This is a genomic window from Arthrobacter sp. TB 26, from assembly GCF_000427315.1.
Taxonomy (GTDB): domain Bacteria; phylum Actinomycetota; class Actinomycetes; order Actinomycetales; family Micrococcaceae; genus Arthrobacter.
The window spans coordinates 1-13311 of the sequence record NZ_AUPJ01000141.1 but is presented as its reverse complement, the minus strand read 5'-3'; the positions used below and the strand labels follow the sequence as shown (position 1 = coordinate 13311).

At 66.9% G+C, this 13311-nt stretch carries 12 protein-coding genes and 1 pseudogene; 4 read left to right on the top strand and 9 right to left on the bottom strand.

What is annotated here, in order from left to right; genetic code table 11:
- The coding region (locus tag K789_RS0104410; protein WP_024365697.1) for an ArsR/SmtB family transcription factor at positions 1–224 on the bottom strand (224 nt) is incomplete at its 3' end.
- Between the two features lie 162 nt (positions 225–386).
- On the opposite strand from K789_RS0104410, the gene K789_RS0104405 reads away from it, so the two are divergent.
- A complete protein-coding gene (locus tag K789_RS0104405; RefSeq protein WP_024365696.1) occupies positions 387–890 on the top strand; it encodes a hypothetical protein in 504 nt (167 codons plus the stop codon).
- Between the two features lie 52 nt (positions 891–942).
- Here K789_RS0104405 and K789_RS0104400 read toward each other — a convergent pair whose 3' ends face one another.
- Positions 943–2166, bottom strand: a complete 1224-nt coding sequence (locus tag K789_RS0104400; RefSeq protein WP_024365695.1) for an acetoin utilization protein AcuC — start codon at positions 2164–2166, stop codon at positions 943–945.
- A gap of 104 nt (positions 2167–2270) precedes the next feature.
- Here K789_RS0104400 and K789_RS0104395 point away from each other — a divergent pair, with 104 nt between their 5' ends.
- Positions 2271–3704: a TrkH family potassium uptake protein gene (locus K789_RS0104395; RefSeq protein ID WP_024365694.1), complete on the top strand. Its 1434-nt coding sequence runs from the start codon at positions 2271–2273 to the stop codon at positions 3702–3704.
- A 40-nt stretch (positions 3705–3744) separates the two neighbouring features.
- The gene (locus tag K789_RS0104390; RefSeq protein WP_024365693.1) at positions 3745–4383 is read left to right on the top strand and encodes a potassium channel family protein; all 639 of its coding nucleotides are present in this window, start codon (positions 3745–3747) and stop codon (positions 4381–4383) included.
- Between the two features lie 33 nt (positions 4384–4416).
- Here K789_RS0104390 and K789_RS0104385 read toward each other — a convergent pair whose 3' ends face one another.
- From K789_RS0104385 to K789_RS0104355, 7 genes and pseudogenes are all read right to left on the bottom strand, one after another.
- Positions 4417–5001, bottom strand: a complete 585-nt coding sequence (locus tag K789_RS0104385) for an HhH-GPD-type base excision DNA repair protein (RefSeq protein ID WP_024365692.1) — start codon at positions 4999–5001, stop codon at positions 4417–4419.
- Between the two features lie 54 nt (positions 5002–5055).
- Entirely contained in the window at positions 5056–5889 is an 834-nt protein-coding gene (proC, locus tag K789_RS0104380) for a pyrroline-5-carboxylate reductase (protein WP_024365691.1), read from the bottom strand.
- 478 nt (positions 5890–6367) lie between these two features.
- Entirely contained in the window at positions 6368–6715 is a 348-nt protein-coding gene (locus K789_RS0104375; RefSeq protein ID WP_024365690.1) for a YciI family protein, read from the bottom strand.
- A 106-nt stretch (positions 6716–6821) separates the two neighbouring features.
- Positions 6822–7866: pseudogene (locus tag K789_RS22290) on the bottom strand (Ppx/GppA phosphatase family protein).
- Positions 7867–7929: 63 nt separating this feature from the next.
- Positions 7930–8379 carry an SseB family protein gene (locus tag K789_RS0104365; RefSeq protein ID WP_024365689.1) on the bottom strand — a complete coding sequence of 150 codons (450 nt, stop codon included), beginning with the start codon at positions 8377–8379 and terminating at the stop codon, positions 7930–7932.
- Between the two features lie 59 nt (positions 8380–8438).
- Positions 8439–11177 carry a type I DNA topoisomerase gene (topA, locus tag K789_RS0104360; RefSeq protein WP_024365688.1) on the bottom strand — a complete coding sequence of 913 codons (2739 nt, stop codon included), beginning with the start codon at positions 11175–11177 and terminating at the stop codon, positions 8439–8441.
- 181 nt (positions 11178–11358) lie between these two features.
- Positions 11359–12027: an ArsR/SmtB family transcription factor gene (locus K789_RS0104355; protein ID WP_024365687.1), complete on the bottom strand. Its 669-nt coding sequence runs from the start codon at positions 12025–12027 to the stop codon at positions 11359–11361.
- Between the two features lie 78 nt (positions 12028–12105).
- Between K789_RS0104355 and K789_RS0104350 the strand changes: the two genes are divergently transcribed.
- On the top strand, positions 12106–13311 hold a 1206-nt coding region (locus K789_RS0104350), incomplete at its 3' end, for an MFS transporter (protein ID WP_051180887.1).

The following is a 13311-nucleotide window of genomic DNA, read 5'->3' as shown; positions in this document are numbered from 1 at the left end:
GCCAGCGGCTTGGGGTTGAGCGTGTAGTAGCGCTTCTGGCCCTGGGCGCGCATGCTCACCAGGTCCGCTTCGCGGAGCACCTTCAGATGCTTGGAAATGGTGGGCTGGCTGGCCTCGAGCTCCTGGACCAGCTCCCCCACTGCTTTGTCCCCCTTGCGGAGGGATACCAGAATGTCACGCCGGGTTGCCTCAGCAATGACGGCAAATACGTCGTCTGTCACCATGTCCTCCACACTAGCGACATATACGCGGGATGGCATCCACTAAATTGCGGCCGCTTGCCGTACGCGCCGGGCATTGCTCCGCACCGGGCGCGGTGCTAGAACGGACGCACCGCCTTCCGGCAGGCAAGGCCGCAGCCTACTGACGCAGAGGAGTGCACCACCATGGCGGAGTTCTTCCGGAAACAGCTTTTCAACATCATCGCCGTCGTATTCCTGGCCCTGTTCGTGATCGTCTGGGGCAACGTGCTGTTCCAGGTCTGGGTGTTCATCCCGGAGACTCCGGGCACGCCGCCCAAATTGAATGGCGCCGTCGTCTGCGCCGCCGGGGTGCTGTCCACCTCATTGAGTTCGCTGACCGCCTCCGCCCTCGGTTTCACCATCGCCGAGGTGCGCCGGGAGGAGCAAAGCGGCAGCACGGAGGTCGGTGGCCAGGCCCAGGCCGGCGTCTTCGACAGCGGCGGGATCACCACGAAGTTGTCCGGCAGGATCATCGCAGCGTTGATGGTGTACCTCGTGATCGGACTGCTGGTGCTCGGCGTGTGGCTCGTAAAAGGCACCGCCTCCACCGATCTGGTCGGGGCGTTCTCGCTCTCGCTGCTGGGCTGGATCATCGGCGCGGCCGGCGTGGTGTTCCAGGCCGAGAAGCCCAGCCCCGCACCCATCTGACTGGCAGCAGAAGCCGTTTAGGGCGCTCTTAACGGCCGCAACTGCCAGCTACTCAGTCGAACCAGGGGTCGAGCCCGTAGAGCGGAAAAACTTCCTTCCGGGTGGCCATAACGGTCCGGTCCACTTCGTCGTTCGGGTCGAAGCCGACTTCCCACGAGCGCCACCAGAGGTCGACGTCGTCGCCCATCATTTCCGGTGCGGCCACCCCGTACTTGGCCCCGTACTTTTCCTTGACGTAGCTGCGCCAGTCCTCCGGCACGGGGGTGCGCAGCGGGACGGGGCGCCCGGCAGCGATCGCGATCAGATGGCTCCACGACCGCGGCACCACGGTGATGACGTTATAGCCCCCTCCGCCGGTGGAGATCCATCGGTTGTCGCAGTAGCGGGCGGCGAGGTTGCCGATGGCGGTGGCGGCCTCCCGCTGGCCGTCGACGCTGATGTTGAGGTGGGTGAGCGGGTCCAGCCGGTGGGAGTCGCAGCCGTGCTGGCTTACGATGACCTCGGGCTCGAAGGCCGCCACGAGCTGGGGCACGACAGCATGGAAGGCGCGGAGCCAGCCGCCGTCGCCGGTGCCGGCCGGCAGGGCCACGTTCACGGCGCTGCCCTGGGCGTTGGGGCCGCCGATCTCGTTGGCGTAGCCCGTGCCCGGGAACAGGGTCAGCCCCGTCTCGTGCAGGGAAATCGTCAGGACGCGCGGATCGTCCCAGAAAATGCTCTGCGTTCCGTCGCCGTGGTGGGCGTCGATGTCGATGTACACCACGCGCTGCATGCCGCCGTCGAGCAGCCGCTGGATAGCGAGGGCCGCGTCGTTGTAAATGCAGAAACCGCTCGCGCGTTCGCGGGCAGCATGGTGCATGCCCCCGCCAAAATTCACCGCCCGGACGGCACTGCCGTCCAGGATGGCCGTGGCGGCCAGAAGCGAGCCGCCGGCCAGCCGGGCACTGGCCTCGTGCATGCCGGCGAAGGCCGGGTCATCCTCGGTGCCGAGTCCGCGTTCCAGGTCCGGGGTCCCGGGATCCGCGCTCACGCGCCGCACGGCGGCGACGAAGTCCGGGCTGTGGACGGTGCACAGCTCCGCGTCACTGGCGACGTCCGGGGCCGAGACGGTGACGTGGTCCAGGTCCAGCAGGCCGAGGCTACCGGCGAGCCGGGCGGTGAGTTCCATCCGCTCCGGGGCCATCGGGTGGCTGTGGCCGAAGTTGTAGGCGGTCATGGCAGGATCCCACACCACCGTCGTTGGCAGTGCGGACTGTGGGAGGCCCGGCAGGTATGTCATCAATCACAGGCTACCTGAGCGTGGTGCCCCGCTCCCCAGTCATTGCGCGGGGTTTAGTGGTTTACTACTGAAGGAAGCAGTTTCAAGCGAGGATAAGCCCACACATGACGCAGAGCCAGTCGAGGTCCAAGAGCCCGGCCAACTGGCACCCCGGCACTCCGGAGCGGGAAGGCCTGTGGATCTTCACACGCCTTCGCGACTTCATCGACAACATCGCCAACACGTCCCCGGCACGGCTCGCCCTGTCGGCCTTCGGCGTGGTGATCGTGGTCTTCACCACGCTGCTCTCCCTGCCGGTGTCCTCCGCGACCGGCGACCCCACTCCGCTGCATGAAGCGATGTTCACTGCCGTGTCGGCCGTCTGCGTCACGGGCCTGACCGTGGTGTCCACCGCTGTGCACTGGTCCTTCTTCGGCCAGCTCGTCATCCTGATCGGCATTTTCGTCGGCGGCCTGGGCACCCTGACGCTGGCCTCGCTGCTGGCCCTCATGGTCAGCAAGAGACTCGGTGTCCGCGGCAAGCTCATCGCCCAGGAGGCCATGAGCAACGCCGGGCGCCTCGGCGAAGTCGGCACCCTGCTGCGGATCGTCATTGTCACCTCGGTGGTCATCGAGGCCGCTCTGGCCCTCGCGCTGATCCCGCGTTTCCTGGCCCTGGGCGAAAGTTTCGGCCAGTCCGTCTGGCACGGGGTGTTCTACGCAATTTCTGCGTTCAACAACGCAGGCTTCACCCCGCACTCCGACGGCATTGTGCCCTACGAGACTGATTTGTGGATCCTTGTGCCGCTGATGCTTGGCGTCTTCCTCGGCAGCCTGGGCTTCCCCGTGGTGATGGTGCTGCAGCAGAACGGCCTCAACTGGAAAAAGTGGAACCTGCACACCAAGCTGACCATCCAGGTCTCGGTGATCCTGCTGGTCGCCGGCACCCTGCTGTGGGGGCTGATGGAGTGGGACAACCTGAGGACCATCGGCGGCATGAATGTGGCGGACAAGGTCATCCACTCGCTCTTCGCGTCCGTAATGACCCGTTCCGGCGGGTTCAACCTCGTGGACCAGAACCAGATGGATTCCACCACCATGCTGCTGACGGACGCCCTCATGTTCGCCGGCGGCGGCTCGGCGTCGACGGCCGGCGGCATCAAGGTGACCACCATCGCCGTGATGTTCCTGGCGATCGTCGCCGAAGCCCGTGGCGATTCGGACGTGAAGGTGTACGGCCGCACCATCCCGCAGGGAACCATGCGGGTCGCCATCTCTGTTATCGTCGCCGGGGCCACGCTCGTCGCGGTTTCGGCACTGCTGCTGCTCCACATCAGCAACGCGTCCCTGGACCGGGTGCTCTTTGAAACGATTTCCGCCTTCGCTACGGTGGGCCTCAGCACGAACCTCAGTGCCGAGCTGCCGCCGTCGGGCGTCTACGTCCTCACCGCCCTGATGTTCGCCGGGCGCGTCGGGACCGTCACCCTTGCCGCCGCCCTGGCCTTGCGCCAACGCAGCCAGCTGTACCACTACCCGGAAGAGAGACCGATCATTGGCTAGTTCCTCAGGCGCCGTCAACCGCCCCGCCCACAACGCCCCCGTGCTGGTGATCGGGCTGGGCCGTTTCGGCGCCTCCACCGCAGAACAACTGGTCAAGCAGGGCCGCGAGGTGCTGGCCATCGAACGCGACCGGAACCTGGTGCAAAAATGGTCCGGCGTCCTGACGCACGTCGTCGAGGCCGACGCCACCAACATCGATGCCCTCCGCCAGCTCGGCGCGCAGGAGTTCAGCTCCGCCGTCGTCGGCGTGGGCACCTCGATCGAATCCTCGGTGCTGATCACCGTGAACCTCGTGGACCTCGGCATCGAGCACCTGTGGGTCAAGGCCATCACCCCCTCGCACGGCAAGATCCTGACCCGGATCGGCGCCAACCACGTGATCTACCCGGAGGCCGACGCCGGCGTCCGCGCCGCACACCTGGTCTCCGGCCGCATGCTGGACTTCATCGAGTTCGACGACGACTTCGCGATCGTGAAAATGTATCCGCCGCGCGAAACCGTGGGCTTCACCCTGGACGAGTCCAAAGTCCGGTCCAAGTACGGGGTCACGATTGTGGGGGTGAAGTCCCCGGGAGAGGACTTCACCTATGCCCGCCCGGAGACGAAGGTTTCCTCACGGGACATGCTCATTGTTTCCGGCCACGTAGACCTGCTGGAGAGGTTCGCCGCCAGGCCATAGCGCCCCGGCGTCGCTGGCTTAGCTGCCGCAGGATCAGGGCCCGGCGGTCTTCGCCGCCTTCGCTGCGGCCTTGCTTGCCTGCTTGCTGGCCCGCACCTTGCTCAGTGACTCCGGATCCACAATGTCAGCGACGGACAGGAAGGCGTTTTCCTGGCCGTAGTGGCCGGCGGCCTCGCGCCAGCCTTCAGCCTGAAGTCCACACTGCTTTCCCAGCAGCGCCAGGAAGATCTTCGCCTTTTGCTCGCCGAATCCCGGCAACGCCTTGAGCCGGCGCAGCACCTCCTGCCCGTCGGGGTCACCCTGGGTCCAGATGGCAGAAGCGTCGCCGTTCCAGTCACCGTGAACCGTCTCGGCAAGGGCTTGGACGCGGCCGGCCATTGATCCGGGGAACCGGTGGACGGCCGGGCGTTCTTTGAACACCTCGACGAACGCTTGCGGATCGTACCCGGCGATCGCGGAGGGGTCCATGGACCCGATGCGGGTCCGGATCTTTTCGGGACCGGCAAAGGCCGATTCCATGGTCACCTGCTGGTCAAGCAGCATGCCGGTGAGCAGGGCAAAGGCGTCGTCGCCGAGTAGTTTGTCCGCTGCGGGATCCCCTGTGATGTGCAGTTCCATGGGTCCTATCCTGCCACCCGGTCCGGTCTGCGTCATGGGTGCGCCTTAGTTGGGTCAGCCGAGCTGCCTGGTGATCTCCGCGGCCCGCTGGGCGGCAGCCCGGGCGCCGTCGGCGATGATCGCGGGGAGGCCGCGCTCGTCAAAGGTGGCAATCGCGCGTTCCGTGGTGCCGTTCGGGCTCGTCACTGCCTTGCGCAGCGCGGCCGGATCCGCGCCCGGCTCAGCCAGCATAAAGCCCGCCCCTGCGACTGTTTCCCGGGCAATCAGCTGCGACAGCTCACGGTCAAGCCCCAGTTCGACGCCGGCGTCCGCCATTGCTTCGGCCAGGTAGAACGCGTACGCCGGGCCCGAGCCGCTGATCGCGGACAGCGCGTCGACTTGGTGCTCGGGAATCTCGACGACGGTGCCAGCGGCAGCCAGGATGTCCTTGGCCAGCTGGAGCTGCGCCGGGGAGCAATGCGTGCCCGGCGACACGGACACGACGCCGTGGCCCAGCTTCGCCGGAGTGTTGGGCATGGTCCGGATCACGGGCTGGCCGGCCGGCAGGGCCGCTTCCAGCTGCGCCAGCGACACGGCGGCAGCGACGCTGATGACGATCGTGCCCGGTGCCAGCGAATCGCCGATCTCACGGGCCAGGTCCGCGATGCCCACGGGCTTGACGCCCAGGATGACGACGTCGGCGCCGGTAGCGGCCTGCTTGTTGTTCTCCGGCTCTTCCGCGCCGGCGATGGCCGTGATCCCCTGATGCCGCTTGGCGAGTTCATCGGCTCGTTCGACGCGCCGGACCGTGGCGACAATGTCCGCGGGGTCAGTGCCGCCCGCGATCAGTCCGCCAAGGATGGCCTCGTTCATTGATCCACAGCCCAGGAATGCGATTCGGTTGCTCATGCACCCATCATTGCAGTCCGGCCCGATTCACAGCCAGCTCACATCCCCGGGTCAGCGTCTTCACAAACTCCGTGGCTAACGTGGTGGATACCTCATTGAGGGTGCGAGTGATGCAGCAGGCATGCGGATGCCTGCCCGGCACCGGTCGTCTGCAGCGGGTTTCCCCCATTTTCCCGCAGCGGACGGCCGGTGCCTTCGCAGTTAACCGGCGCCTCCGCTCCGGCGGGCGCCCCCGGGGAATGCTTGCCAGCCTATGCACAGGTAAATCTGCTGGATCATCCAAGATCGGAAGATAACGTTGCACGTGCCTCCTCAACGAGGGTGCGAGTGATGATAACGGCGCCGGGCGCCTGCAGAAGCGTTCCCCCAGCTTCTTCTGCAGCCGCCCGGCGTCTACTCGTTTAAGTGCTGGTCCGGCGCGGCCAGGTGCCGGCGGCGGCGCGGCAGTCGCTGCTTCGCGGGCCATTCCCGGAGGAGCCTAGTGCTGGATCGGTCGTACTTCGATGGGAAGGGTCGTGGCGCGGGCCAGCTTGCCGGCCCAGCCGAGAGCGGCGTCGAGGTCCTCAGCCTCGATGACGGTGAACCCGCCCAGATGCTCCTTGGCCTCGGCGAAGGGACCGTCCGTGATGAGCACCTCGGTGCCCTGCTGCCGCACGACCGTGGCGGTATCGGTGGGATGGAGTCCGGCAGCGAACACCCAGGCCCCGGCGGCCTTCATTTCGCGGTTCAAAGCCTCGAGATCCTGCATGATGGGCTCAAGGAATTCCGGGGCGGGGGCGGGGGCGGGGCCGACTGGCTGGTAAACGCTGAGCAGGTACTGTGCCATGGTGTTGTCCTCCTTGGATACGGCCGGTTCCTTTACCGGCCTCTCACCTTCCAGACGAACGGCCTGCGTCCGGTTCGACACTGCCCTGCCGGAAATTTCGGGTCGCTCACCGGGCGTCGGCTGACTGGGGTTTCTTGGCGTCGGGTGACTCCGGGTCCGGTGACTGCGGCTCGGCGGGGTGGTCTGACTGGGTGACGTGGGGTGCGGGTTCCAGCGGGCCCTCGATGACCAGCTGATCCAGCCGGCGGAGGATCAGACCCTCGCGGAGGGCCCAGGGGCAGATCTCCATGCTCGGAAACTCAAACATTTCGAGGGCTGCTTCCGCCACCAGAGCGCCAGCCAGGAGTTGCGGGGCGCGGGCTTCGGAAACACCGGGAAGGTTCAGCCGGTCCTCCACCTCCATGGCGGAGATGCGCTGCGCCCACAGTCCCAGGTCCGTGGCGAACAGTTCCCGCTTGACGTAGGGCCCGGCGCCGCTGGGTGCAGCCCCGGCGATGCGGGCCAGCGAGCGGAGAGTCTTGGAGGTGCCGGCCACGTGGTTGGCCTTGCCGAGCTTCGCGAAGTCGCGCACCACCGGCTTGAGCGTGTTCCGGATGTAGCGGCGAAGGTCTTTGACACTCTTGGCCGACGGCGGATCGTCCTGCAGCCAGTCCCGGGTGAGCCGGCTCGCTCCGAGCGGGACCGACGTCGCGAGTTCGGGGAGTTCGTCCTCCCCATAGGCCATTTCGAAGGAACCTCCACCGATGTCCAGGTTCAGCACGGGTCCCGCACCCCAGCNCGTACCAGCGGCGGACGGCGAAGAACGTCATCGAGGCCTCTTCGCTGCCGGTCAGTTCCCGGAGCGTCACGGTGGTCTCATGCTTGACGCGGGCCAGGACGGCGGACCCGTTGGTGGCCTCGCGGATCGCGGAGGTACAGAACGCCAGCAGGTCCTCGGCTTTGTGCTTGGCTGCGAATTCCCACGCTTCGAGGACAAACTCGATCAGCTCATGCTGGCCTGCGTCGTTGATGCTGCCGTCGCTCTCGAGGTACTGCACGAGGGACAGCGGGCGTTTGTGCGAGGCGAAGGGCACAGGGCGCGCACCAGGATGGGCGTCCACGAGCAGGAGGTGGACGGTATTTGAGCCAATATCGAGGACGCCAAGACGCATAGGGTCATTATTCCCCCGGGAACGCGGCCCGCCTAACGGGCCGGCCGCACCCCGGCCACCGGCTTAGGGCTGTCCTGCCTCGCCGTCGGCCTCATCCGGCTCGTCGGAAGGCTTGAAGTCGCGGCGGATGTTCGCCACGCCTTCCGGATCGATCTCGAACCCGAAGGCGGCGCCTGGGTTGATGACCATGCCGAGATCGTCGCCAAGGTTTCCGAGGATCGCGGCGCCCTGGGTGCCGAGCACGTTGGGGGCGGCGGCCAGGTACTGCTCGGTGACGCGGCTCGGGTGCGAGAACACGGCGAGGACGGGCTTCCCGGCGGAGTTGGCCAGCACCAGCGGCTCGACCTGGGAATCGGCTCCCTCGAGCGCATCGGAGCTGACGATGTACACCTCGTTGTTGAGGAAGGCCAGGATGACGTCAACGGGGTTGGCGTCCGGCTCCTCCCCCCGGGCAAGCTTCTCCTCGAGGTCGTTCAGCGGCTGGAGGTCCAAGTGATCGGGCTGTTCAGTCATGCTCCTACTCGATCACGTTGCGCCCGGGTCCGCAATTCCTAACTCGTCCCCGGCACCCCCTACTTCTTGGCTGCAGCCTTGCGGGCCGGGGGCTTGCGCGCCGTCGTCGTGCGCTTGACCGGGCCCCTGGCGCGCTTCTCCGCGAGGAGTTCCACGGCCTGTTCCCGGGTCAGCTCCTCCAGCGAGGTGGAGCGCGGCACGGTGATGTTGGTGACGCCGTCGGTGATGTACGGGCCGAAGCGGCCTTCCTTCACCACGATGTTCTTCTCCGACACCGGGTCCGGGCCGAACTCTGCCAGCGGCGGGACGGCGGCGCGGGCGCCGCGCTGCTTCGGCTGCGAGTAGATCTCCAGGGCCTGCTCCAGCGTGATCGTGAAGATTTCCTCTTCCGAGCCGATGGACCGTGAGTCCGTGCCCTTTTTCAGGTACGGGCCGAAGCGGCCGTTCTGCACCGTGATGGGGTTGCCGTCGGCGTCCTGGCCGAGCACCCGGGGCAGGCTCATGAGCTGCAGGGCTTCGTCCAGGGTGATGGTGTCCACACTCATCGAGGCGAACAGCGACCCGGTGCGGGGCTTGGCTTTCACGGGCTTCTTCGGCGGCTTGGGCTTGCCGTTCTTGTAGTACTCCACCGGCTGGTTGGCGAGCTGTTCCTCGGTCATTTCCGGGATGACCTCGGTGACGTAGGCGCCGTAGCGGCCGTTCTTGGCGACCACGGTGTGCCCGGTGTGCGGGTCCGCGCCGAGCACGCGCTCCTCGGGGGCAGCGGTTTCCATGAGCTCCACGGCCTTGGCCGCGGTCAGCTCATCCGGTGCCAGGTCCTCGGGGACGTTGGCGCGGGCCGCCTCAACCATTTCGCCGGTCTTCGGATCGACCGTCGGGACGGAGCTTTCCAGATACGGGCCGAACTTCCCGACCCGCAGCGTGATGCCCTCGGTGATCGGAATGGAGTTGATTTCGCGGGCGTCGATCTCGCCGAGGTTGTTGACGATGCTCAGCAGGCCCGGATCGGAATCCTCGCCGAAGTAGAAGTGCTTCAGCCAGGCCGGACCGGCCGCCTGGCCGTTGGCGATCTTGTCCAGGTCCGCTTCCATGTCGGCGGTGAACTCGTAGTCGACGTAGTCGTGGAAGTGCTGTTCGAGCAGCCGGATCACGGAGAACGCGATCCAGCTCGGGACCAGCGCCGAACCCTGCTTCCGGACGTAGCCGCGGTCCTGGATGGTGGAGATCGTGGACGCGTACGTCGACGGGCGGCCGATGCCCTTCTTTTCCAGCTCGGCGGTCAGCGACGCTTCCGTGAAGCGCGGCGGCGGGGAGGTCTCGTGTCCGACGGCGGCGATCTCCGAGGCGGTGAGCGCGTCGTCCTTGGCCACGTTGGGCAGGCGGCGTGCTTCCTCGGAGTCCTCGTCCCCGCGGCTTTCATCCTTGCCTTCTTCGTAGGCGGCGAGGAAGCCGGGGAAGGTGATGACGGTGCCGGAGGCCGAGAACTCAGCGTCGCGGCGCTCGGCTGCGCCTCCGACAGTGACCGCACCGAGGCGGATCGTGGCGGTGGAGCCCTTAGCGTCGGCCATCTGCGAGGCGACGGTGCGCTTCCAGATCAGTTCGTAGAGGCGGAACTCGTCGCCAGAAAGCTGCTTGGCCACCTGCGCCGGGGTGCGGAAGGAGTCGCCGGCGGGACGGATGGCCTCGTGGGCTTCCTGCGCGTTGGCGGCCTTGCCGCTGTAGACGCGCGGGGACGCCGGGACGTACTCGGGGCCGTACAGCTCGGAGGCCTGGCGCCTCGCGGCCGTGACGGCCTCGTTGCTCAGCGCGGACGAGTCCGTACGCATATAGGTGATGTAGCCGTTTTCGTACAGCCGCTGGGCCACCTGCATGGTGCTCTTGGAGGAGAAGCGCAGCTTGCGGCCGGCTTCCTGCTGCAGCGTGGAAGTGGTGAACGGCGCCGCGGGACGGCGGGTGTAGGGCTTGGTGTCGACGGAGCGGACGCGGAAATCGGCGTCCTGCAGGCCTGCGGCGAGGGAGGTGGCGAGTTCCTCGTTGAGGTGCACGGCGTTGCGCGAGGTGAGCTCGCCGTTGTCGTTGAAATCGCGGCCGCTGGCGACCTTGGCGCCGTCGACCATGGCCAGTTTGGCCTTGAAGGAACCGGATCCTGCGCCGAACTGGCCGGTCAGGTCCCAGTAGGAGGCCGCTTTGAAGGCCATCCGCTCACGCTCGCGGTCCACCACCATGCGGGTCACGACGGACTGCACACGGCCGGCGGAGAGGCCCCGGGCCACCTTGCGCCACAGCACCGGGGAGATTTCGTAGCCGTAGAGCCGGTCCAGCACACGGCGGGTTTCCTGCGCATCCACGAGGTCCTGGTCGACGTCGCGCAGGTTGTCCATGGCGCGGTGGATGGCTTCCTTGGTGATTTCACCGAAGGTCATGCGGTAAACCGGCACCTTGGGCTTGAGCACTTCCAGCAGGTGCCACGCGATGGCCTCGCCCTCACGGTCTCCATCGGTTGCGAGATAAAGAGCGTCAGCATCTTTGAGCTGGGCCTTGAGTTCGGCGACCTTTTTCTTCTTGTCCGGGGACACCACGTAGTACGGCTTGAAGTCGTTATCAATGTCGACGGCGAACTTGCCCACCGAGGTCTTCTTCAATTCCGCCGGCAGTTCCGAGGGCTGCGGGAGGTCCCGGATGTGACCAATGGAGGCCTCAACAATGAAGCCCTCGCCGAGGTACTTGGCGATGGTCTTGCTCTTGGCGGGAGACTCCACAATCACGAGTTTCTTGCCGGTTTTGGCCTTGCTTGGCACGGTGCTCCTACAGAAAAAGGTGGCTCGGGCAGATGCGCCCATACCCGCCTAGTTCACCATATTTTGCGGATTCCCGCGCATCCAGCCTGAAACGGCGGGCTCCCGGGCCCGACTTCCGGACGTAATGAACCTCCGTCCGGCATCCCTCCGCAGGACGCAGCAAAGGCGCCCCGGGGTGCTGTCAGGCGGGGCTGCCGGCCGGGTTCGACGGGGGCCGTCCGCGGTCATCCGGGATCATCGACCACATGGTCGCCATCCGCACCGCGCCCTCGGGGACCTGGGCCGGATCGTCCAGTTCGTAGTCCCGCAGCAGGTCGAAGAGCCGGTTGTTGAGCTCTGCCCGCTGGTCCGGCGTCAGGTAGAGCAGGTTGCTGGCCAGCACCACGGAAGAGGGCCCGTCCACCGCTTCGCCGCGCTGGCGCTGCTCGTCCCGGGTCTTGGCATAGGCGTTGACGCGCCGGCGGTAGGCGTCCAGCTCAAGGTCCAGCACCGCGAACTCGGGACTCGCGACGCCTCCGCCCGAGTTGATGGTGAAGTCGGTGCCCGCGGCTTTCCAGCGGCGTTCCCGCGCGTCGCCGGCGGTGGCGGCCGGCACCACGATGCCCCACTTCTGCAGCGCGCGCAGGTGGTAGCTCATGGCGCTCGGCGTGAGGCCGGTCTGCGCGGCGAGTTCGGTGGCCGTCCGGCTCACCTGGGTTGAATACAGTTCGGAAATGACTTCCAGCCGGGCGGCATGGGCGAGCGCCCGGATTGCCTTCGGGTCAGTGATTTCCACTTTCTTCTCCGGGCGCTGCCGGCGTTTCGCGGCCGGAGGGACCGGTGACTCCGCCATTGGGGTTTCTGCATTCACACCACCAGTCTACCGAGCGCCGCCAAACTATGAAAGAAGTGCTTGACACTGCCAGCCGGCGGGGAGTACCTTGCGATTATGAAACAGATACTTCATAAACTGCCGGGCGCATCCGAGGCTAGGCTGCCCCTCTGGCGCAACAGGGATTTCCTCCTCGCCAGCAGCGCCCGCTTCATTGCCACAGCCGGCATGGGCGCTGTCATCATCAGCGTCATGCTGCACCTGCAGAACCTGGCCGCCGCCGGCCAGACGGCGGTTGCCGGGCCCTGGCTGGTGGCGGCGTATCTGCTCTGCTCGGCGCTCCCTCTGGTGCTCCTGGCGCCGTGGGCCGGCCGCCTGGCCGACACGCGGGATTCCAGGACGCTGGCGACGGCGTCCTCCGTGGTCAGCGCCGCGGCGGTCGCCGGCATGGGGCTGGGCCTCCAGTATCTGGACAACCATCTTCCCGTGCTGTTCGCCATGACCTTCCTCCTTGACGCCGCCCAGGCGGTGGCCGGGCCCACCTGGCAGGCCCTGCTGCCCCGGATCGTGGGCGAGGAACGGACGCCGCGGGCGCTGGGCACCATGCAGGCAACCATCATGATTGCCGGCATGGTCGGCCCGGCGGCGGGCGGGCTGCTGAGTGGCCGGGGCGGATCCGGACTGGTGTTTGCCGTGGCCAGCGGCTGTTACCTGGCGATGGCTGCGGGCGCCCTGCTGATCCGGACCCGCCGCGGCACGGCCGCCGAACGCGCCGGCAGGGAGACGCCTGCCCTGCTGGACGGGCTGCGCCTGATCCGGGCGGACGGCCTGGTCTGGGCCCTGGTCCTCGGCGCGCTCTTCTTCATCACGGTCGGCGAGGCGACCAACGTCCTGGAAGTGTTCCTGGCCCGCGACGAACTCGGCGCCACCGAAACGCAGTACGGGCTGCTGGCTGCGTCGTTTGGTCTCGGCATGGCGTCCGGGGCGGCGCTGGCCGCGCGGATCAGGACCCCTGCAGCCCGCCTGCGCATCCTGCTGGTTTCGATGGCCCTGACCTCGGCCTTCCTGGGGATCATGGCCCTGGTGCCGAGTGTGGAACTGTTGTTCGTGGCCTATACCGCGATGGGGGCTGCCTGCGGGGTGCTGAACGCGTGTTTCGGGGCGATTGCAATCCTGCGGATCCCGGAGGGCGGCCGTGGCCAGGCGATGGCCATCCTCGGCGGCCTCACCCGGGCCGTCTCCATTGGAGCCTTGGCGCTGGGCGGGCTGCTGGGCGCCCTGTTCCCGATTCGGCTGAGCTTCCTTGTCACCGGGGTGGGCGGG

Coding starts and splice junctions, on each gene's coding strand:
- K789_RS0104365 (WP_024365689.1), bottom strand. CDS start 8,379: ATGACTGAACAGCCCGATCACTTGGACCTCCAGCCGCTGAACGACCTC.
- K789_RS0104405 (WP_024365696.1), top strand. CDS start 387: ATGGCGGAGTTCTTCCGGAAACAGCTTTTCAACATCATCGCCGTCGTA.
- K789_RS0104400 (WP_024365695.1), bottom strand. CDS start 2,166: ATGACATACCTGCCGGGCCTCCCACAGTCCGCACTGCCAACGACGGTG.
- K789_RS0104385 (WP_024365692.1), bottom strand. CDS start 5,001: ATGGAACTGCACATCACAGGGGATCCCGCAGCGGACAAACTACTCGGC.
- K789_RS0104375 (WP_024365690.1), bottom strand. CDS start 6,715: ATGGCACAGTACCTGCTCAGCGTTTACCAGCCAGTCGGCCCCGCCCCC.
- K789_RS0104395 (WP_024365694.1), top strand. CDS start 2,271: ATGACGCAGAGCCAGTCGAGGTCCAAGAGCCCGGCCAACTGGCACCCC.
- proC (WP_024365691.1), bottom strand. CDS start 5,889: ATGAGCAACCGAATCGCATTCCTGGGCTGTGGATCAATGAACGAGGCC.